The sequence below is a fragment of the Thalassotalea agariperforans genome, assembly GCF_053470345.1.
The window spans coordinates 41,727-61,852 of sequence record NZ_JBQMWH010000015.1 but is presented as its reverse complement, the minus strand read 5'-3'; the positions used below and the strand labels follow the sequence as shown (position 1 = coordinate 61,852).

The following is a 20,126-nucleotide window of genomic DNA, read 5'->3' as shown; positions in this document are numbered from 1 at the left end:
CTTAATGGACTAGCCTAACGGATGTTTGACAGTATCATTGACAGCCAGCTATTTTCATCAATAGCCTTAACCTTGATCCATTTTTTATGGCAGGGTATTGCTGTGGCTGTGATTTTAAAATCAGCCTTAATGATCACCGCTAATCAACATTCAAGATTACGTTATTTTTTCTCTAGCCTCGCGATGACCGCGAACTTTCTACTACCTTTCATTACCTTTGCCGTTATTTATCAACCTGAATATTTAATTGAACAACATAGCAGTGCCATTAACGAGCAAAACATCTTGGGCCTGCCGTTATTAGTGAATGAATCTTCATTCAACGCTGATATTTTAGCAATGTTGCCTTATTTAACGGTTGCTTGGTTGAGTACAGTTTTATGTTTATGCGGAAAATTAATTTTTCAAATGTTCTCGGTAAATCAATTACCTAAACATAAATCGCCTCTGCCTTATGTAGAATTACATGCCCGTTTTAATGAGTTAGTTAATAAGCTTAATATTAAAAAAACACCTAAATTAATTGTTTCTCTGACCGTCGATGTTCCTATGGCGATCGGCTGGATAAAACCTGTAGTGTTATTACCTGCCTCGATGATCACCGGCTTAACACCTGCGCAATTAGACATGTTGTTATTACATGAATTAGCGCACATTCGCCGTCATGATTATTTAGTCAATTTAATCCAGTCGTTTGTTGAAATTGTTTTATTCTTCCACCCTGCTGTTTTTTGGGTAAGTAAACAAATGCGAATTGAACGTGAATATTGTAGTGATGATATTGCCGTACAACACTGTGGTGATGCATTAGCTTATGCCCATACACTTACCGATACTGCGTCATTATGTAATAAACACCGTCATGCTATTCCAACTATGGCAATGGCTGCATCAGGTGGTGATTTAAAACAACGGGTATTACGTTTAGTTAATCACCATAGTTGTACAACAGCTTATGATAAAAGTAAGTGGTTAGTTTCTGTTGTTATTGTTTGCTCATTTTTATTACTTACTTCAAGAGAGTTAGCGCAATTAACTTATCTTGATATGAGTAGTAACTCAGCGCCGACGAGTAACTTAATTGAAATGGGGCAAATTGATACTAAAATTTCACCTCCAATCAATTCAAGCAATCGCCAGTTAACGTCATCAATGGCATCTCAATCTGTAAGCACATCAGAAACAGCGACTGAGCTAACTACCACAACCCCAATTGATGCGCCTGTTACCAATACCACCAAGCAACCACAAGGTTTATTGGAAAACCCTGTTGAAGTAGCTGCCGTTAGCAATACAAGTTCAGTAAAAACAACTATTGAACAATCAAGCTTACCTAAAAACACAGTAAATAAAGCGCCCAAAGTTGTTAGTCAAATGGCAAATAAAGCAGAAGCTACTGCGCCTAAATTAACGAGTCCGTCGGCACTAAAACCGGCAACTAATACGGTTATTCCGGCACAGAAAAATAAGACCGTATTAACTACTAAAACGCAAGTCGCCAAGTTAGCACCACAGCAAAATGTTAAAAACAAAACGCCGGTTAAAAAGGCCAGCATTGAGCAAATAACAACAGAACAAATAACAAACATACCGCTGACTGAACAAGCGAATATCGCTACCATTGCGACTAAAAATAAGGCCGTAAATAAATACGCGCAAGAGTTACAAGCATTATCACAACCTTTAACGTATCAAGATCCAATTACTCAATTTGAACAACGTAATAAACAGCCAAACAAAAACAACTTTACTGGTAAAAGCAGTAAAGTTGCTCAGCTAAGCAGCTACAAATCAGCAAAGTTAGTTAATATTGTTGATCCTAAATACCCAAGCTGGGCTCAACGCAAAAAATTAGAATTAGATTTATTAGTAAACTTTTCGATTAATAAAGATGGGAAAGTGAAAAATATTCAAATAGAAGAAAAAACCAAAGCCAGTTACTTTAAAAACTCCATCATTAAAGCCATGGAACAATGGCAATTTCTACCTGCTGAACAAGACGGTCAACCGGTAGAAAGTACCATGAGCAAAATATTCTCATTTAATCTTAATGAGCGCTATTAAGATCTACCGCCTCGGCCTCGGCGCTTAACTTTTTCTAACTTAGCTAATTGCTCATCCGTTAAAACGCTTTTCATCGCAAACTTTGTTTTTGCTTTTAATAACGCTAATTGTGCAAACGTATTTTGATATTCTGCATTTAAATTACTAAATGCCGCTTCATCAAACGCTTCTGCAGACATTAAGGCTTTTCTTTTTGTTTTATACTCAGTCAGTTGAGTTTCATATTGTTCTTTTTCCACTTTAGATTGCTCTCTAAGCGCTTTCATCTGCGTTTTTTGCTCTTCAGATAAACCTAAGCGTTTGAACATTTTGGCCATCGCTTTTTTATGATGCCCTTTTTTCATACCCTTTTTATGATGTTGATGCTGTTGCTCTTTTACCGTATTGTCAGCACTTAATTCATTCGCGCTCAGGTTCGTTGATAACACGCCAGCACCCGCTAGAGCTAAGGCTAAAATAGACACTTTAAAAGGTTGAGTTAATTTGTGTTTCATTGACATAGTCGCTTCCTCATTTAATAAATTTGATGCTGCTAATGGATATTTATCCTGAGTTCAGGTTAGTTAACAGCTATGTTCAGTATATGGAAAGTTATGCAAAGATGAGTCAAGGCTATGTAAAGCTATGTAAAGGTTATTCGCTTTTTATCCTTTTTTGTTTTTGTCCTGTAAACTAACAATATTTCCATATTATTGTAGAGCTCGGCAATGAAACACAAAAATATATTATTAATTGATGACGACAAAGAGTTAGCCGAATTGTTAACCGAGTACCTCTCAACTGAAGACATTACAGTCACCGCATGCCATGACGGCTTAAGCGGTCTTGAACAAGCATACAATGATAATATCGACTTAATTTTACTTGATGTCATGATGCCTAAAATGGATGGTTTTTCAGTATTAAAAGCTCTCGGTGGCAGTCATAAAACCCCAATTTTAATGTTAACGGCAAAAGGTGACGATAACGATAGAATCTTAGGTTTGGAGCTTGGTGCTGATGATTATTTAGCCAAACCTTTCAAACATAGAGAATTATTAGCTCGGATTAATGCTATTTTCCGCCGTATAGATATTGTTAAACAACAAGATAATCCAGTAGCGCAAACGGTTGTTAATCATATTCAATTAAACCATACAACTCGCGAAGTATTCTGCCATCAACATAAAGTTGAGTTAACCGGCACTGAGTATCAAATTTTGTTCTATTTAATGAAAAACAAAGGCAAAATTGTTAGTAAAAATGAGATCTCAGAACAAGTATTAGAGCGTAAATTAATTCAATTTGACCGAAGTATTGATATGCACGTTAGTAATATTCGTCGCAAACTTTATGAGTTTAGCGAAACCGACAAATTTAAAACCATTCGCGGCGCTGGTTATATTTTATTAACGGGAGAGTAAGTAGTGCTTGAAAGATGTCAAAAATTTCTTTGTAGTATTAGTGTTAAATTATTTTTATGGTTATGGCTGATCATTATTTCTTCTGTGGTGATCACTTATTTTATTACCTTACAATTTGGTAACTCTTCTTCGATCGGCTCTCCGAATAAGTACACTCGCGGCTTATTAAAAATTACCGCACATAAGCTCGGTGAAAAAAAAGGCGTTAACATTCAAAAAGAGCAAAGCCGCTTTTATCACCGTTCAGGTAATCATCTGATTTTAAAAAACCTCACAACTAACGAAGTATTAGTACCTAATGATTTTCCTTGGCTGAAAATAAAAGATTATATTATTGAAAACGATTTTGTTGCCATGGTCAGTATCGAGTTTCCGTATACCCGTCTTTCTGGGCCAAGAACAGTGAGATTACACGGTATTGATTACCACTTATTTATTGCGACCGACAATGCTAGCCAACGTTTACATTTTTTTATGAAACAATTTCCACTTTGGTTACGTATTTTAATTGTTATCTGTATTAGCTTTATTTTATGTTGGTTATTAGCAAAAAATTTAAGTAAGCCGCTTATTGGCATTCAAAATGCGGCATTAAGTTTTGGTAAAGGCGAGTTATCAACCCGTTTGGATAAAGAAGCACTACGCCGAGATGAGCTTGGTGCTGTCGCCGTTAGTTTTAATACCATGGCCTCACAGTTAGAAAACAGTATTACTGCCCACCAGCGTTTATTAGGCGATGTTTCTCATGAACTGCGTTCGCCGTTAACTCGTTTACAAATGGCGTTAGGCTTAGTTGAAAGGTATCAGCACTCACCCACAGAGCAAGCTCGACATTTAGCACGCTGTGAAAAAGAAATCGATCAACTCGACAATATGTTATCTGATGTATTAACCCTATCACGATTAGAACACAGCGCCGTAAAAGGACATTTTAATCAAGTATCACTCGATAATTTATTAACGACGCTTATTGATGATTACCAATATCTTGCTAATGAAAAAAACGTCACCATCATAGCGCCACCGCTGAGTAATACTTTAATTAAAGCTGATGAAAAACTACTAGCCAGTGCCATTAGTAATATTTTGAACAATGCCGTGAAATATTCTCCCGCACACAGTGAAATTACAGTTGCACTAAAAATTTCTAACGATACTATAGACTTATCGTTTTCCGATCAGGGAACTGGTGTACCAGAAGAAAGCTTGCCAAAACTATTTAAAGCCTTTTATCGTGTTGCTGATGCCCGTGATAGAGAGTCGGGTGGTACTGGTTTAGGTTTAGCAATAGCATTACAAGCTATAGAATTACACCAAGGGAAAATAATCGCTGAAAACAATAAAAATGGCGGCTTAACCGTACATATTAAACTTCCTTTAACTACGCATTAGGTTTCGTGATATGGAAATCACTCAGTCAATAACTAACGAACAAACATTACCGAAAAGGTATAAAAATGAAATTAACCGTTTTTGGCAAACGGGGACTTTTTCATCTTTTCAAGGGGTGGATGATATTCGCATTAACTTTGCCATTTTTTGTCAAGCCAACCAGCATAAAAACCTAGTAATAGTACCCGGCCGCTCAGAAAGCTATATAAAATATCAAGAACTTAGCTATGACTTTGCTCAGCAAGGCTATAATATTTTTATTTTAGATCACCGCGGCCAAGGCTTGTCTGAACGCATGTTGGATAACCCACACAAGGGCTATGTTAATAACTTTGAAGATTATGCCGCCGACCTTAATACCTTTATCAATACCTATGTTTTGCCCCATTGCGTAGAGGGAACTAAACCTTATTTATTAGCTCACTCTATGGGCTGTGCCATCAGTTGTTTATACTTAGCCGAACATGCTGATAAAATACAAGCTGCAGTATTATCTTCCCCGATGTTTGCGATTAATACCGGTAAAATTTCACCACAAATTGCCAATGGTTTGATCTGTTTTACCAGCAAAATTGAAAAAATATTCGCTAATACCGCGTGTTATTTCCCCGGCCAAAAAAACCATGACTTTAAAGCATTTGAAGATAATAAATTATCGCACTCGCAAACCCGCTACCAAATTTTTAAAGAGTTATATCAAAAAGAAAAATCGGTACAGTTAGGTGGTGTGACAACTCAATGGTTAAAACAAGCCCATCAAATTAAAGAAAAAATTTTTAAACAATTAGATAAATTATCAACCCCCATTAGCGTGATGCAAGCGGGAGCTGACACCATAGTCGATAATCAAGCGCAAAATGAGTTTTGTCAGCAATTACACCAGCAACTGCCACAACAGTGTCCTGAACAAAAACCGCTTGTCGTTGAAGGGGCATGGCACGAATTATTTTTTGAACAAGATCAATATCGCCAACCGGCAATAGCGCATTGTTTAGCTTGGTTTAATCAACACAGCCAATAAAACTAACTCAAGCAACAACAGATTGTGGATCATGGTGAATAAACACTTCACATGACGCAAATTCAGCACATATTTCTGCTTCTATTTTGTCACCAATGGCATGCGCTTCTTTTAATGATAGATGATCAGCAAACTCTAAATGAAATTGAATAAATTTCATATTACCGGCTTGGCGTGTACGTAAGTCATGCAAGCCCAAAGCATGCGGGTGTTTATCTACAATTTGTTTAATTTTAGCGGTTTCTTCCTCCGGTAACTCATGATCCATTAAATGATTAACGCTTATCCATACTATTTTTATTGCACCATAAAGTAAGTAACTACCTACCAACATAGTAAAAAAACCATCGGCTCTAAGCCAATAGTTTTCACTTAATAACAGGGCCGCCAATACCCCTAAATTAAGAATAAGATCCGATTGGTAATGTAACGAGTCTGCGCTAATTGCCACCGACTGCGTTTTTGCAATGACCCGTTTTTGTACGACCACCAAGGCTAAGGTCATAAAAATAGTAAAAATCGTTACCGCAATACCAACATTGGTTTTTTCAATCATCACGGGATTTATAATGCGGGCAACACCATTAATCATCAATAAAGCAGCAGAGCCCATAACAAAAGCTGATTGCACTAAACCCGCTAAACTTTCCGCTTTGCCATGACCAAACTTATGCTCTTCATCAGGCGGCTGCAATGCAAAGCGAAGGATCACTAAACTCATTAAAGAAGCAAACAAGTCTAACAACGAATCTGTTGCACTTGCTAACATAGCGCTAGCATCAGTTACTAACCAAGCATACAGTTTCAGCATGACTAAAATAAAAGCGGTACCTGAAGCAAGCCAAGCCGCTAGGCTTACCCATTTTTTGTATTGAGGATCAGAGGTCATAGAACGTTGAATAAATTAAATTAAGCCTTAATAATCAGTATATACCGATATCAACTAAAGATGATAAAGGTATAACGTCAGCTTAATTTAAAGGTATGGAGAAATAACTATTGTGCGCCTTGAAAACCTAGCTGACGCCAAGCTTCATAACTAATAATAGCAACCGAGTTAGATAAGTTTAAACTACGATTATTAGCCGCCATTGGAATTAAGATTTTATTTTCTGCTGGAATAAGCTCATGTACATCAGGAGTTAAGCCATGTGTTTCAGCGCCAAATAACAAAACATCATCCGGTGAAAAAGTAACGTCGGTATAATATTTTGTGCCCCGAGTCGTACAAGCATAAATATTTTTACCAGCCATTGCCTCGGCAAATTCAAGATAGTTTTTGTGAATAGTTAAGTTGGCTAAGTCATGATAATCAAGACCCGCTCGGCGTAACCCCTTTTCTTCTAAATTAAAGCCCATTGGCTCAATAATATGTAAGGTAGCGCCATTATTCGCCGCTAAGCGAATAATATTACCAGTATTAGGTGCGATCTGCGGTTCAAATAAAGCAATATGAAACATAGCTTATGATTCTATTTTTGGTGATCGGGCTAATAAATCTTGTGCTGCCAATAACGCAGATTTACCTTGATATAACACTTGATAAACTTGTTCAACAATTGGCATTTCAACGCCTAATCGCGCTGCTAGCATATGTACTTCACGGGTATTACGATAACCTTCTACCACTTGGCCGATATCTGTCATCGCTTGTTCAACACTTGAGCCTTTGCCTAATGCTAAACCAAAACGACGATTACGCGATTGATTATCAGTACAAGTGAGTACCAGATCACCAAGCCCGGCCATGCCCATAAAAGTATTTTGGTCGGCACCAAGCTCAACGCCTAAACGAGTCATTTCAACTAAACCACGTGTAACCAAGGCTGTTCTAGCATTGGCACCAAAACCAATGCCATCAGCAATACCTGCGGCAATTGCAATCACATTTTTAACCGCACCACCGAGTTGCATACCAATAAAATCGGTATTGCGATAAACCCGAAACGATTTTTCACAATGCAATAAACGGGTAATATCTTCAGCAAAGGCATCATCTGTTGAAGCAACAGCTATCGCGGTTGGCATACCGGCAACCATTTCTTTTGCAAACGTTGGTCCTGATAACACAGCTAAAGCTATATCATCACCTAAAATATCACGAGCAACATCTTGTAATAAACGGCCAGTTTGATGATCTAGCCCTTTAGTGGCCCATGCTATCCGACTGTTTTTGGTTAAATGCGGCTTAATACTAGTTAAGGTATCGGCAAAAGCGTGCGATGGCACAACCAACAAAATATTATTGCTCGCTTGTAGTGCCTTACTTAAGTCAGCTTCTAACGCTAACGACTCAGGAAAAGTAAACCCAGGTAGATATTTTTCGTTTGAACGAGACTCAGCCATCGCATGAATATGAGCGGCATCACGCCCCCACATTAAGGTACGATGACCATTTCTAGCTAAACAAAATGCTAGCGCAGTACCATAAGAACCTGCGCCTAAAACCGTTATTTCAGCTGATGACATAAGTATTAACTAGTGAGTTTCTTGACTTGCTGGTGCATTTGCTTCAGCGGCACGTTGTTTCACATAAGAAGCAAACAATGCATCAAAGTTCACTGGTGCTAAGTTTAATTGTGGGAATGAACCACGGTTTACTAAGCTAGCAATTGATTCACGAGCATAAGGGAATAAAGTGTTAGGGCAAAAAGCACCAATAGTATGTGCTAATTGTGCTTCAGGCATATTACCAATAGTAAAAATACCCGCTTGTTGTACTTCCGCTAAAAAGGCAGTTTGATCTTCTACTTTAACTGTTACGGTTAATGAAAGAATCACTTCATAAGTATTGTCAGCAATTTTTGCAGATTTAGTATCTAAGTCTAACTGTACTTCTGGTTTCCATTCTTTTTGGAAAATAGCCGGTGAGTTTGGTGTTTCAAAAGATACATCTTTCATGTATACACGTTGAATAGCAAATTGTGGCTCTTGAGCTTGACCAGCTTCTGGGTTTTTAATTTCGTCAGACATTGTTACTTCCTATTATGCTGAAGTTTTTCATTCAGCTTTTTATGTTAATTATGTTTAGCCTTAATTTTAGCTTAATAAGGCATCTAGTTTACCCGCGGCATGTAAAGCAAATAAATCATCACAACCACCGATCGACTGATCATTAATAAAAATTTGTGGCACTGTCATACCACCATGGCTACGCGTTATCATTTCAGGACGTAAATCAGGTTGTTGATCAATTTTATATTCTTGATAACTCACTTGCTTGTCGTCTAATAACATTTTTGCCCGGTGACAATATGGGCAATGCCCTTTGGTATAAATTTCAACAGTTGCCATAATTTATCTCTATTTGAATGAGCCGTTTATTTTTTCGCAAGCGGTAAACCTGCACTTAACCAAGCGTTCAAGCCGCCTTTAAGCACGTTTACATTCGCAAAGCCCGCTTTAAATAATGCCGATGACGCTTTACCAGCGGTCATACCTGCGGCACATACAACAATAATGGGTCTGTCTTTATATTTTTCAAGGCTAACAAAGTCATTATTGTTCACTTTATCATTGGCAAAATGCACCGCATCAACAATGTGGCTAGCTTTAAAGTCTTTTTCTGAACGAATATCAATGACAACGCCATTTTCACGATTCACCAAAAAAGTTAATTCTTGTGGTGAAAGTTGTTTGATCGGAGAAAGCTTCATCTTAATTGTCGTGAAAATAATCAAAACAACTAACACAGCCCAAATTGCACTTAATAACGGATGGTTACCAGCAAAAGTAATAAATTGTTCCATAAATAAATGAATCACATAGTCAAAAAAATTGGCTACAGTATACAGATTAAAAAGCGATTACAAAACTGCTAAATTCATCTCTAAAATCGTTCTGCTTGCACGCTTGCAGGTATAGACAATCCTTATCATGATAATAACCAATTTAAACTTTCAGATAGTGTAAATATTCTATTAAATATGTCAGAATAGCAGGGTTAATTAACAGCGCAATTTAATAGGAAATAGGCATGCCAAATAAAAAACCAACGGTTTTGATTATTTTAGATGGTTGGGGTTACAGCCAAAACACCGAATCAAACGCAATTTTTCATGCAAAAACTCCAGTTATTGATAATTTAATGGCAAATTATCCTAATATGCTTATTGGCACTTCTGGTATGGCAGTAGGCTTACCTGAAGGTCAAATGGGTAACTCAGAAGTAGGTCACGTTAATTTAGGTGCTGGCCGTGTGGTTTACCAAGATTTTACCCGTATTACTAAATCAATTGCTGATGACGAATTTAAAGATACACCAGCACTTTGTCAGGCGGTTGATAAAGCAGTAACTAACAATAAAGCCGTTCATATTTGTGGTTTATTATCACCGGGTGGTGTGCATAGTCACGAAGATCACATTATTGCTATGATTGAAGCGGCCAAAGCCCGTGGTGCTGAAAAAATTTATTTACATGCCTTTTTAGATGGCCGTGATACGCCACCAAGAAGTGCTGAAGCGCCACTTAAAAGAGCCAATGACAAGTTTGCCGAACTTGGTTGTGGCCAAATTGCTTCTGTCATTGGTCGTTATTATGCCATGGATCGTGATCAACGTTGGGAACGTGTTGAAGCCGCATACAACGTTATGGTTGATGGCAAAGCAGAATATCAATACAGCTCAGCTGCAGATGCCTTAGCAGCCGCTTATGCTCGCGATGAAAATGATGAGTTTGTTGCCGCAAGTGCGATCACAACACCAAATGGTGACACCATTAAAATTGAAGATGGCGACTCGGTTATTTTCATGAACTTTCGAGCTGACCGCGCTCGACAATTTACCCGTGTCTTCACTGATGAAAACTTCAATGGTTTCACAAAAGCACGTGCGCCAAAACTCGCTGATTTCGTGATGTTAACTGAATATGCTGCCGACATTACTGCCAGCTGTGCTTTCCCACCTGCGGAATTAACTAACGTATTAGGTGAATGGTTAGAGAAAAAAGGCAAAACACAATTACGTATTTCAGAAACCGAAAAATATGCTCATGTGACCTTTTTCTTTAGTGGTGGCCGTGAAGACGAATTTAATGGTGAACAACGTATTTTAGTACCATCACCACAAGTGGCTACTTATGACTTACAACCTGAAATGAATTCTGTGTTATTAACTGACAAGTTAGTTGCGGCCATTGAATCAGGTGAGCATGATGTCATTATCTGTAACTATCCGAACGGTGATATGGTTGGTCATACGGGTAAATTTGATGCCGCTGTAAAAGCCTGTGAAGCCGTAGATACAGCCATTGGTCGTGTAGTAACAGCATTAGAAAAAGTTGGTGGTGAATGTTTGATCACCGCGGATCACGGTAATGCTGAACAAATGACTGACCCAACATCAGGTCAAGCGCACACTGCACACACCTGTGAGCCCGTGCCATTAATCTATTTTGGTCGTAAAGCGACAATGGCAGAAACCGGTACCTTGAGTGATATCTCACCAACCATTTTACAATTAATGGGCGTTGAACAACCAAGCGAAATGACCGGTACTAGCTTAGTAAACTTAACTAACTAGTTCTGCTCAATGTTTCAGCCAAGCTGGAAGCATTATAGTATTCGCTTACTATGTAGTTTTTGCTGCATAGTAAGCCTTGCTACCTTTGCTTTTGAGCAAAAAGCTAATTCTGATCAGCAGCTTGATGAAATTAAGCAAAAAATTAATTCTGAAAAAAACAAAATAAGCCAAGTTAGCCAACAAGCAAAAGATTTAGAAAAACAACTCAAAAAAGACGATTTCGCCATTGCCAAGGTCGCCAAAGCACTCAATAAAACCAGTGCCGACCTTAAAAAAACACAAACAAGAATTACTGAGTTAAGCAAACAGAAAAAACAACTAAGCGAACAAAAGCAACAGCAAGAAACGTTACTCGCCAAGCAATTACAAGCCGCTTACACGTCAGGTAATCACGATTATTTAAAATTACTTCTCAATCAAGAAGATCCGAGTAAAGTTCAACGAGCGATTACTTATTATCAATATTTAAATAAAGCACGTATTGCAGAAATAGAAACGTTTAAAGCAACAATTACTGAATTATTAACCGTTGTTACGGAATTAGAAGAAAAGTCAGCCACTTTAAACAACTTAAAAACTCAGCAAATTGTTCAGCAAAACAACCTCAAGCAATCAAAAAATGAACGTGCTAAAACGATTCAAAAGCTCAACCAAGAACTTTCAAGTAGTAAACAACAACTTGCGAAATTGGTTGAAGCAGAAGAAAACCTATTAATTGAAATTCAACGCTTAGCACGCCTTGCTAAAAAGTCAGTTGAACTAAACGGCTTAAGTAAATTGAAAGGCAAACTAGCGTGGCCGTTAAATGGCAAAATTCGCCGTAGTTTTGGCTCTCGTAAGCAAGGTTATTTGAAATGGAAAGGCGTTTTATTAACCGCGCCGGTAGGCAGACAAGTCAATAGCATTTACAATGGCAAAGTTTTGTTTTCTGACTGGTTAAAAGGCTACGGTTTAGTCACAGTTATTGACCACGGTAACGGCTATATGAGTTTATATGGTTTTAACCAAGCTTTGCTTAAATCAGTTGGTGATACTGTTGAAGCCGGTGAGCCTATTGCCTTAGTCGGTCAAAGTGGTGGACAAGATCAAGCGGCGCTATATTTTGAAATACGTCACCAAGGGCAAGCTGTAAACCCTAAAATTTGGTGTAAATAACCCGAACTCGGAATAAATAATGATTTAGCGCTTATGACCAATCATAAACCTGAATAATCTCCTGTTAGCTTTTAAAAGAATAATAATATCATGCGTTTTTTCTTCACTTTTATTTTCACTATTTTCTGTCTGTTTTTAAGCGTTTTAAATAATGTTTCATCAGCAACAACAAACAAAGTTGTCATTGTGATTGATGATTTAGGTTATCGACCAACCGATGCTCAAGCCTTATCTTTACCCGGAGCGATCACGTTTTCGGTATTGCCTCATACTCCTTATGGTCAAAAGCTTGCAATTGAAGCACACAACAATGATAAAGATGTACTACTGCATATCCCGATGGAATCCACTATCGGTAAAAAATTAGGACCCGGTGCCTTAACCAGCGAGATGAGCGAGCAGGATATTAAATCTCAGCTTAATAAAGCGTTTCTTGAAGTGCCCTTTGCCATTGGCATTAATAATCATATGGGTAGTAAGCTCACACAATTATATTCCCCCATGGCCTGGACAATGCAGGTATTAAAAGAAAAAAACGTGATGTTTTTAGACAGTATGACCACCAAATTAAGCCAAGGTGAAGCGGTTGCCAAGCGCTTTGGTGTACCGACACTGCATCGTCATGTGTTTTTAGATAACCACTTAACCGAAGCTTATATAAGCAAACAATTTCAACAGCTGATTAATATAGCTAAAACCAACACAACAGCCGTTGGCATTGCTCACCCGCATCCAGAATCAATTGCTGTATTAAAAAAGCTGATCCCAACCCTAGCAGACAACAATATTGAACTCGTCGCGATTTCAACGTTAGTGAATCAAACCGCAGCTGCCATTAAAACCGCACAAGTTACCGAATAAAAAAGGCTACCATGGATAGCCTCTCATAACTTGTATCTCGTACCTTGTAGCTCGTAGCTCGTACCTTGTAGCCTGTCTCTTATACAAAAGTTTCTATTTTCTTATATTCATGATCTAATAAAAAAAAGTTTAGGTCATGAATATGATAAGCAGTGAATCTATCGAATGGGCGCAACTTATTTTTAGCAAAGCTAAATTAAACGATCCACGCCGTACAAAACGCCTTGTGAATATAGCCGCTTCTTTGGCAAGTCATGCGGGTAAGTCTTTAATGTCTTCTTGCCCTGACCCTGCTAGCATAGAAGGTGCGTATCGCTTTATCCGTAATGATAACATTTCAGCTCTTGATATAGCGCTTGCGGGCTATACCCACACTGACAATATTGTGAAAGAGCGACCACTTGTTCTTGCTCTTCAAGATACAACAGGGTTGAGCTATAAACATTCTGTGTGTGATCAGTTAGGTGAAGTCAACTCAGCATCAAGCGAAAAACGCAACCCCAAAGGTCGTACTCTGTACGCACATTCAACACTCATGCTTGATGCAAATGAAGAAAAAGTCATTGGACTTGCCTATCAACATTATTGGTATAGAGAGCGCAAACAAACAGGCAAACAAAATACCCTTCAATGTCGTGATAGAGAGCTAAAAGAAAGCTATAAATGGCAAAACAACGTTGAAGAAGTAAAGCAACGACTGGGTGACTTAAGTAATATTATCGATGTATGTGACCGCGAAGCAGACATGTATGAATACCTTGATTATCAAATACAGAATGGGCATCGTTTTATAGTTAGGGCAAAGGACAATAGGCGCCTTATTGGAGAGCAACCTAAGTTAGAAGATGTTTTGCCAACACTGAACTCGGCAGGACAATATGAAATTGATATTCAACAAAAAGGTGGACGAAAAGCACGGACAGCGAGCATAGATGTCAGCTTCACACAGATAAAATTAAAAAAACCTCAAAGAGCAAAAGGTGAAAAAGAAGTCCCACTTACACTTGTAGTATGTACGGAGCAAAATAATAATAATAAAAATAAGCTGCAATGGTTACTGTATACGACCGAACGAATTGTTGATGCTAGGAAAATTGCCCGCTACTACGAGCTAAGATGGCGTATTGAAGAATTTCATAAAATCTGGAAAACAGAAGGAACTGAAGTCGAAAAATTGCGCATGCAACACCTAGAGAATTTAAAAAAGCAGCTGTAATAGAAGCTTTTATAGCTGTCAGATTATTACAGTTAAGAGAGCTTGCACAAAACAGAAAAGAAGCAGAAAAGGTCAGTTGTGAAGTGTATCTAAACACGCTCAGTTGGAAGCTTCTTTTTAAAGCGACAACCCCAAAAGCCCTCTTACCGAAAAAGGCACCATCATTAAAATGGGCTTATTACGCCATAGCAAAACTAGGGGGCTGGCATGATAGCAAACGAACAGGGCGAGTCGGCATAAAGGCAATATGGGATGGCTGGATAAAATTAATGTTTTTAGTCGAGTCCTATGCTTTTATGAAAGAACTCGACTTGTGATCAAGAGACAGGCTTCAAGCTTCAAGCTTCAAGCTTGATGGCTTCTGACTTCTGGCTTCTGGCTTCTGGCTTCTGGCTTCTGGCTTATAACCGAATATTATTTTTTTCTAATAACTCATGAACATACTTAACTGGAATAGCATAAGTAATACCACTCGGTTTACTGATCACTGACTCTTTGGTTTCTTGCACAAACACTTTATTAATCACGCCAATCACTTTGCCATTATCTGCTTGATATAAAGCACTACCACTGTTACCTGGATACGCAACCGCATCTAATTGATAAACCATATAAGGATCACGCATACGTTTTAGCATTTTAATTGAAATTTGGCCGGCATCATCCACAGGAATAACCACAGGTGTTACCGCTGAAATAATACCGCGGTGAGTTACTGGATATAAACCTAACACAGCGCCAATCGGAAAGCCGGTAAACGCAATACTGCTGCCTTCATCCAGATAATTTTTGTCTGCTAGTTTCAGCGCCGGTAACTTTTTTCCTGATAGCTTTAAAATAGCTAAATCATAAGTTTTAGAACGATCAACTATCTCAGCATCACGCACTTGTGCATTATTACCTGTACCAACAAATACCGCCATTTTTTGATTTAACGCTTCATCTAATAACAAAGGTAAAACATGATCATTGGTAATAACATAACTACCATCACCAATAACAAAGCCTGTACCTCTTAAAATATTTTGTGGTCGTGTTAATGGCGTATGAATACCAATGCCAACCACCGAAGGTTTAACTTGTTTGATCACCTTAGGAAGCGCATTAGCAAATGCACTACATTGGAAAACACTTATAATGATTATCAAAGCCTGAAGTAACAAACGCATAACATATCCTTAGTTATTTTTAACAAATAGAGGCAAAAAAAATAATATTAACCATAATTACCGATATAACAATACTTTATTCACTTAAAAATTGAGCGATATGGAAAATAAAAAAATAGTCCCTATTTTTGCTGGTGGAGGAACACGTCTCCCTGCTCATGTTGGTATTTTACAAGCTTTATTAGAATATGATATCCAATTTGATCATTTAGTTGGCGTTTCTGGCGGAAGTATTGTCAGTAGTTTATTTGCTGCTGGCTTACCTGTCGAAGAAATCAAGCATATAGCATTAGAAACAAACTATAATCAGTTTCGTGAATTCTCATTAATAAAGTTAATCCGTAATGGCGGCTTAAGCTCTGGTGATTTATTCGAACAATGGATAGACAGATTATTACAAGGTAAAACCTTTGCCGATTTAGACAAAAACTTACATATTGTCGCAACCGATGTTAGAAAAGGCGCACCGGTAATTTTTGATAAAGAGCGTACACCAGATATCAAAGTTTCATTAGCGGTTCGCTTTTCTATGTCTATCCCGTTAGTGTTTAGCTTTAAAAGTTTTGGTCAACATTTAATGGTTGATGGCAGTATTTTATCTGAAGACGCGTTACATCGAGATTGGGCTGGCGATGGTACTCCCGTGTTATGTTTTCGCCTTAGAGGAGAACATTCGCACGATGAGCTAAAGGTTACGGGATTTTTTCCGATATTTAATTATGTCACTATGTTAATACGCACATTTATGACCACTATTTCACGTGAATATATTAATGAAGCATTTTGGCATAATACGATTGTTATTAATACGGGCTGCAGCTCTGCTATTGATTTCACAATGAATAACGAAGGCAAGGAAGAATTGTTTCAAAAAGGCTACCTTACCGCAAAAAAAGTTATCCCAATAAAAATATAACAATAGTGATAAATATTCCTAGCTAGATTGGGATAGTTAGATATACTAAATATCTGGAGTTTTTGTTCAATATTGACGATTTGGAACGTATAACAAACTTATATTTAAGTTTACGAGGTAAGGATGAGCTGGAGTAAAAAAATCTTAAATACGCCTCTTATTGGCGATGTGGCTAAAAAAGTTGCATCAGTAAAAGTCAGTCATGATGCCCATAATATTGCCCAGCATTTTATTCAATTTCTACAGCCTGAAGTAGCAACCACTACCGAGCTCAGAGAAGAAGTGTTCCGTATTCGTCATAATGTTTATTGTGAAGAGCTCAGTTTTGAACCGCTTAGACCGGATCAAATGGAAACTGACGATTTTGATGCTCAATCTCTGTTTGCTCTAATAAAGCACAAGCCATCAAATACCTATACTAGCTGTGTTCGCCTAGTGACTTCATCAAATACCGAGGAACTACTTCCAATTGAAAAATATTGCCGTAACTCAATAGAGCACGATGAATTTGATCCTGCGTTATTTAAGCGTGATGAAATTTGTGAAATATCCCGTCTTGCCGTTCGATCTGATTTTCGCCGTCGTCAAACAGATAAATTTGCCGGTTCAGCTACCGGTGTGATCAGTGAAAGTACTTATTCTGAAACAGAACTGCGCTGCTTTCCTTTTATTGCCATTGGTTTATACATGGCTGCCGCTTCGTTAGCATTTAAAGCAGGAAAAAAGCATGCTTTTGTTATGATGGAACCAAGACTTGCAAGAAGTATGAAATTTGTTGGTATTAAATTTATTCAACTAGGTAAGCCCGTTGATTATCATGGTTTAAGAGCGCCTTATTATATCAATGCTGAAATTTTCATGGATAATCTAACATCGGGCTTTCAAAGTTTATTTCGTGTTATTGAAGCGGATATGGCGCGCCAACTTGCACTAAGTAAATAAAGTAACTTATTTACACCACGCTGCTGATAAGAGTAACTATACTACTTAGCATAAATTCAAAATATCATGATACCAATAACAACCACATACAACACCTATTGAACACTTAAGGAATAACTATGTTCGATTATAATAACGCCTTCTCCCGCAATATTGGTTGGGTAACTGAACAAGAACAACAACTTTTAAAGCAAAAACGCGTTGCTATGGCTGGCGCTGGTGGTGTCGGTAGCGAACATATAGTGACCTTAGCAAGGCTTGGCATTACAAAATTTAATATCTCTGATTTCGACGAATATGAAGTGCATAACTTTAACCGCCAAGCCGGCGCCTTTATGTCGACCATCAATCGCCCAAAAGCTGAAGTGATGGCCGAAGTTATTCATGATATTAACCCTGAAGCTGATATTCGCTCCTTTCCTGAAGGTATTAATGAAGATAACGTTGACGAATTTTTACAAGACGTTGATATTTATGTTGATAGTTTAGATTTTTTTGCTTTAAGCGCACGTAAACTGGTTTATCAAAAATGTTATGAAAAGCAAATTCCTCTTGTGACTGCTGCGCCAATAGGTATGGGTGTCGCCCTATTATGCTTTATGCCTGGCTCGATGAATTTTGAAGAGTATTTCCGCTTCAATGACTGTAAAACCGAACAAGAACAGCTGGTTAAATTTTTAATTGGTGTTAGCCCGTCATTAATGCAAAAAACTTATTTAGTTGATCCATCATCAAGTGATTTTATCGCCCAAAAAGCGCCGTCTTTAGCGATGGGTGTTAAGCTTTGTGGCGGTTTAGCGGGTTCATACGTGCTGAAAATATTATTAAACCGTGGTGAAGTACTTACTGCGCCGTGGGGGCTGCATTTTGACGGCTACCGCAATAAAATGAAAAAAACGTGGCGACCGTTGGGGAACAATAATCCCATTCAAAAGCTTGCCTTTAACATAGTTAAAAATGTTGTACTTAAACCTAAGCCAGTTAAGCCTGAACCAAAAGAATTAACGCCAATAGAATTTCTCTACGATGAATATGCTAAATGGGCACCTAGCGGTGACAACATGCAACCACATCAAATAGAAGTAATTGATGACACTAGTTGTATTATTCATGGTTCAGATACCCGTGATCATGTGGTTTATGACTTACAAGGTAACGCCAGTAAATTAGCTTTAGGCTGCTTATTAGCAAATTTTGAAATAGCCGCTAATTCTCATGGCTATGAAATATCAATAACCCCATATAAAAATAAATTTGATATTGAGCCAAATGAAGCCAGCTATGATTCACACCCAACCTTTAAAGTTATTATCACTAAAAACGAAGAAAAAACACAGCAAAGCCATTTATTACCCTATATCCAAACCCGTTGTGTTCAACGTAAACGTATGGGAACACGGGCGCTTTCAAGCAATGAAAAACAGCAATTAGAAGCCATATTACCGGAGGGGTACTCGGTGATTTGGCAAGAGTCATTTGCCGAGCGCTGGCGCAACGCTAAATTTATGTACGCAAATGCTACAACACGTTTAAGTATGAAAGAAGGGTTTGACGTACATTCTAAAATTATGGAATTCACGCCAATCAATAAAGACTCAAGCCCTGAGCAAAACTGTAACTCAACCTTTAGTAAAGATAAACTACCCGCTAAGTCACTTGGTTTAGACCCACTGAATATTGCCATGACACAATGGGCCATGAACAGCTGGGAGCGATTTAAATTATTAAACCAACTTGGTGGCACCATTATTCCAAAATTGCTGTTAGACTTTTCTACCGCGATTAAAAGCTGTGCACATTTTGTGATTGTGGCAGATAAACAACCTGAAACAATGGAAGATTATGTTAATGCGGGTAAAGCGGTACAAAAATTCTGGCTACAAGCAACGGCTTTAAAATTAGGATTTCAACCTGAGCAAACACCGATTATTTTTTCAGAATACTTACGTAATGGCGTTGATTTCACCACCAATCAAGACACCATTAAAAACGTCGTCAAAGTAGATGCCGAGTTTAAAGCTATGATTGGTGAAGACAACGTACAACGTTCTGTTTTTATGGGACGATTAGGCCGCTCTACAACCCCTAACAGCCGCTCCGTAAGACTATGTTTAGATGAGCTTAGGTTTACCAAAGACTAGCTTCCGAATCAATTGCTGTATACAAGCTAATAAATCACTCCAATAAAAAAGCATTACTAAATCGGTTAGTAGTGCTTTTTTAATTCTTAGCCTAAATACATCAACATAACTGAACAAGAATTTGCCAACGAATACTTTATCTATTCCAGCATCCAGCATCCAGCATCCAGCATCCAGCATCCAGCATCCAGCATCCAGCATCCAGCATCCAGCATCCAGCATCCAGCATCCAGCATCCAGCATCCAGCATCCAGCATCCAGCATCCAGCATCCAGAAAAATGATACAACCCAATAAATTATAGGCAATAAAAAACCCCGCCGAAG

General features: G+C 38.1%; 20 protein-coding genes. 11 read left to right on the top strand and 9 right to left on the bottom strand.

What is annotated here, in order from left to right; all coding sequences use genetic code 11:
- The first annotated feature begins 21 nt into the window (after positions 1 to 21).
- Positions 22 to 2,064, top strand: coding sequence for a M56 family metallopeptidase (locus ACSLUO_RS15400; protein ID WP_448249837.1), 2,043 nt, complete (start codon positions 22 to 24; stop codon positions 2,062 to 2,064).
- Here the strand turns inward: ACSLUO_RS15400 and ACSLUO_RS15395 are convergent.
- Entirely contained in the window at positions 2,061 to 2,564 is a 504-nt protein-coding gene (locus ACSLUO_RS15395) for a Spy/CpxP family protein refolding chaperone (protein ID WP_448249835.1), read from the bottom strand. The genes ACSLUO_RS15400 and ACSLUO_RS15395 overlap by 4 nt on opposite strands.
- A gap of 207 nt (positions 2,565 to 2,771) precedes the next feature.
- Between ACSLUO_RS15395 and ACSLUO_RS15390 the strand changes: the two genes are divergently transcribed.
- Genes ACSLUO_RS15390 through ACSLUO_RS15380 form a run of 3 tightly spaced genes read left to right on the top strand, consistent with a single transcriptional unit; the run spans position 2,772 to position 5,880 of the window.
- Positions 2,772 to 3,467, top strand: a complete 696-nt coding sequence (locus ACSLUO_RS15390) for a response regulator (protein ID WP_448249833.1) — start codon at positions 2,772 to 2,774, stop codon at positions 3,465 to 3,467.
- Positions 3,468 to 3,470: 3 nt separating this feature from the next.
- Positions 3,471 to 4,859, top strand: a complete 1,389-nt coding sequence (locus ACSLUO_RS15385) for an ATP-binding protein (RefSeq protein ID WP_448249831.1) — start codon at positions 3,471 to 3,473, stop codon at positions 4,857 to 4,859.
- A gap of 10 nt (positions 4,860 to 4,869) precedes the next feature.
- Positions 4,870 to 5,880, top strand: coding sequence for an alpha/beta fold hydrolase (locus ACSLUO_RS15380; protein ID WP_448249829.1), 1,011 nt, complete (start codon positions 4,870 to 4,872; stop codon positions 5,878 to 5,880).
- A gap of 7 nt (positions 5,881 to 5,887) precedes the next feature.
- Here the strand turns inward: ACSLUO_RS15380 and ACSLUO_RS15375 are convergent, their stop codons facing one another.
- From ACSLUO_RS15375 to ACSLUO_RS15350, 6 genes are all read right to left on the bottom strand, one after another.
- The gene (locus ACSLUO_RS15375) at positions 5,888 to 6,769 is read right to left on the bottom strand and encodes a cation diffusion facilitator family transporter (protein ID WP_448249827.1); all 882 of its coding nucleotides are present in this window, start codon (positions 6,767 to 6,769) and stop codon (positions 5,888 to 5,890) included.
- A 107-nt stretch (positions 6,770 to 6,876) separates the two neighbouring features.
- Positions 6,877 to 7,341, bottom strand: coding sequence for a tRNA (cytidine(34)-2'-O)-methyltransferase (locus tag ACSLUO_RS15370; protein ID WP_448249825.1), 465 nt, complete (start codon positions 7,339 to 7,341; stop codon positions 6,877 to 6,879).
- A 3-nt stretch (positions 7,342 to 7,344) separates the two neighbouring features.
- Positions 7,345 to 8,349, bottom strand: a complete 1,005-nt coding sequence (gpsA, locus tag ACSLUO_RS15365; RefSeq protein WP_448249823.1) for an NAD(P)H-dependent glycerol-3-phosphate dehydrogenase — start codon at positions 8,347 to 8,349, stop codon at positions 7,345 to 7,347.
- Between the two features lie 9 nt (positions 8,350 to 8,358).
- Positions 8,359 to 8,853, bottom strand: a complete 495-nt coding sequence (gene secB, locus ACSLUO_RS15360; protein ID WP_448249821.1) for a protein-export chaperone SecB — start codon at positions 8,851 to 8,853, stop codon at positions 8,359 to 8,361.
- A 66-nt stretch (positions 8,854 to 8,919) separates the two neighbouring features.
- Entirely contained in the window at positions 8,920 to 9,174 is a 255-nt protein-coding gene (gene grxC / locus ACSLUO_RS15355) for a glutaredoxin 3 (RefSeq protein ID WP_448249819.1), read from the bottom strand.
- A gap of 26 nt (positions 9,175 to 9,200) precedes the next feature.
- Positions 9,201 to 9,629: a rhodanese-like domain-containing protein gene (locus ACSLUO_RS15350; protein ID WP_448249818.1), complete on the bottom strand. Its 429-nt coding sequence runs from the start codon at positions 9,627 to 9,629 to the stop codon at positions 9,201 to 9,203.
- Positions 9,630 to 9,856: 227 nt separating this feature from the next.
- On the opposite strand from ACSLUO_RS15350, the gene gpmM reads away from it, so the two are divergent.
- The 4 genes from gpmM to ACSLUO_RS15330 all read left to right on the top strand — a co-directional run bounded on the left by gpmM (position 9,857) and on the right by ACSLUO_RS15330 (position 14,633).
- Positions 9,857 to 11,401, top strand: coding sequence for a 2,3-bisphosphoglycerate-independent phosphoglycerate mutase (gpmM, locus tag ACSLUO_RS15345; RefSeq protein WP_448249816.1), 1,545 nt, complete (start codon positions 9,857 to 9,859; stop codon positions 11,399 to 11,401).
- Positions 11,402 to 11,410: 9 nt separating this feature from the next.
- Complete coding sequence (locus tag ACSLUO_RS15340) at positions 11,411 to 12,556, top strand: murein hydrolase activator EnvC family protein (protein WP_448249814.1); 1,146 nt, start codon at positions 11,411 to 11,413, stop codon at positions 12,554 to 12,556.
- A gap of 90 nt (positions 12,557 to 12,646) precedes the next feature.
- Positions 12,647 to 13,417, top strand: a complete 771-nt coding sequence (locus tag ACSLUO_RS15335; protein ID WP_448249812.1) for a divergent polysaccharide deacetylase family protein — start codon at positions 12,647 to 12,649, stop codon at positions 13,415 to 13,417.
- A gap of 142 nt (positions 13,418 to 13,559) precedes the next feature.
- The gene (locus tag ACSLUO_RS15330; RefSeq protein WP_448249810.1) at positions 13,560 to 14,633 is read left to right on the top strand and encodes an IS4 family transposase; all 1,074 of its coding nucleotides are present in this window, start codon (positions 13,560 to 13,562) and stop codon (positions 14,631 to 14,633) included.
- 401 nt (positions 14,634 to 15,034) lie between these two features.
- Here ACSLUO_RS15330 and ACSLUO_RS15325 read toward each other — a convergent pair whose 3' ends face one another.
- Positions 15,035 to 15,802, bottom strand: coding sequence for a S1 family peptidase (locus ACSLUO_RS15325; RefSeq protein WP_448249808.1), 768 nt, complete (start codon positions 15,800 to 15,802; stop codon positions 15,035 to 15,037).
- Between the two features lie 100 nt (positions 15,803 to 15,902).
- Between ACSLUO_RS15325 and ACSLUO_RS15320 the strand changes: the two genes are divergently transcribed.
- The 3 genes from ACSLUO_RS15320 to ACSLUO_RS15310 all read left to right on the top strand — a co-directional run bounded on the left by ACSLUO_RS15320 (position 15,903) and on the right by ACSLUO_RS15310 (position 19,801).
- A complete protein-coding gene (locus ACSLUO_RS15320; protein ID WP_448249806.1) occupies positions 15,903 to 16,718 on the top strand; it encodes a patatin-like phospholipase family protein in 816 nt (271 codons plus the stop codon).
- 123 nt (positions 16,719 to 16,841) lie between these two features.
- Positions 16,842 to 17,660: a PEP-CTERM/exosortase system-associated acyltransferase gene (locus ACSLUO_RS15315; RefSeq protein ID WP_448249803.1), complete on the top strand. Its 819-nt coding sequence runs from the start codon at positions 16,842 to 16,844 to the stop codon at positions 17,658 to 17,660.
- 119 nt (positions 17,661 to 17,779) lie between these two features.
- Positions 17,780 to 19,801, top strand: a complete 2,022-nt coding sequence (locus ACSLUO_RS15310; RefSeq protein ID WP_448249801.1) for a ThiF family adenylyltransferase — start codon at positions 17,780 to 17,782, stop codon at positions 19,799 to 19,801.
- Here ACSLUO_RS15310 and ACSLUO_RS15305 read toward each other — a convergent pair.
- Positions 19,772 to 20,065 (bottom strand): hypothetical protein, encoded by a 294-nt coding sequence (locus tag ACSLUO_RS15305; RefSeq protein WP_448249799.1) that lies wholly within the window; start codon positions 20,063 to 20,065, stop codon positions 19,772 to 19,774. The two genes, ACSLUO_RS15310 and ACSLUO_RS15305, sit on opposite strands and share 30 nt — an antisense overlap.
- Between the last annotated feature and the right edge of the window lie 61 nt (positions 20,066 to 20,126).

Bases quoted from the DNA above. Each gene is read 5' to 3' on its own strand.
- ACSLUO_RS15325 (WP_448249808.1), bottom strand. From the start codon at position 15,802: ATGCGTTTGTTACTTCAGGCTTTGATAATCATTATAAGTGTTTTCCAA.
- grxC (WP_448249819.1), bottom strand. From the start codon at position 9,174: ATGGCAACTGTTGAAATTTATACCAAAGGGCATTGCCCATATTGTCAC.
- ACSLUO_RS15340 (WP_448249814.1), top strand. From the start codon at position 11,411: ATGTTTCAGCCAAGCTGGAAGCATTATAGTATTCGCTTACTATGTAGT.
- ACSLUO_RS15400 (WP_448249837.1), top strand. From the start codon at position 22: ATGTTTGACAGTATCATTGACAGCCAGCTATTTTCATCAATAGCCTTA.
- ACSLUO_RS15390 (WP_448249833.1), top strand. From the start codon at position 2,772: ATGAAACACAAAAATATATTATTAATTGATGACGACAAAGAGTTAGCC.
- ACSLUO_RS15375 (WP_448249827.1), bottom strand. From the start codon at position 6,769: ATGACCTCTGATCCTCAATACAAAAAATGGGTAAGCCTAGCGGCTTGG.
- ACSLUO_RS15350 (WP_448249818.1), bottom strand. From the start codon at position 9,629: ATGGAACAATTTATTACTTTTGCTGGTAACCATCCGTTATTAAGTGCA.
- ACSLUO_RS15370 (WP_448249825.1), bottom strand. From the start codon at position 7,341: ATGTTTCATATTGCTTTATTTGAACCGCAGATCGCACCTAATACTGGT.
- ACSLUO_RS15380 (WP_448249829.1), top strand. From the start codon at position 4,870: ATGGAAATCACTCAGTCAATAACTAACGAACAAACATTACCGAAAAGG.
- ACSLUO_RS15320 (WP_448249806.1), top strand. From the start codon at position 15,903: ATGGAAAATAAAAAAATAGTCCCTATTTTTGCTGGTGGAGGAACACGT.
- ACSLUO_RS15335 (WP_448249812.1), top strand. From the start codon at position 12,647: ATGCGTTTTTTCTTCACTTTTATTTTCACTATTTTCTGTCTGTTTTTA.
- ACSLUO_RS15315 (WP_448249803.1), top strand. From the start codon at position 16,842: ATGAGCTGGAGTAAAAAAATCTTAAATACGCCTCTTATTGGCGATGTG.
- gpmM (WP_448249816.1), top strand. From the start codon at position 9,857: ATGCCAAATAAAAAACCAACGGTTTTGATTATTTTAGATGGTTGGGGT.
- ACSLUO_RS15395 (WP_448249835.1), bottom strand. From the start codon at position 2,564: ATGTCAATGAAACACAAATTAACTCAACCTTTTAAAGTGTCTATTTTA.
- ACSLUO_RS15310 (WP_448249801.1), top strand. From the start codon at position 17,780: ATGTTCGATTATAATAACGCCTTCTCCCGCAATATTGGTTGGGTAACT.
- gpsA (WP_448249823.1), bottom strand. From the start codon at position 8,349: ATGTCATCAGCTGAAATAACGGTTTTAGGCGCAGGTTCTTATGGTACT.
- ACSLUO_RS15330 (WP_448249810.1), top strand. From the start codon at position 13,560: ATGATAAGCAGTGAATCTATCGAATGGGCGCAACTTATTTTTAGCAAA.
- ACSLUO_RS15305 (WP_448249799.1), bottom strand. From the start codon at position 20,065: ATGCTGGATGCTGGATGCTGGATGCTGGATGCTGGATGCTGGATGCTG.
- secB (WP_448249821.1), bottom strand. From the start codon at position 8,853: ATGTCTGACGAAATTAAAAACCCAGAAGCTGGTCAAGCTCAAGAGCCA.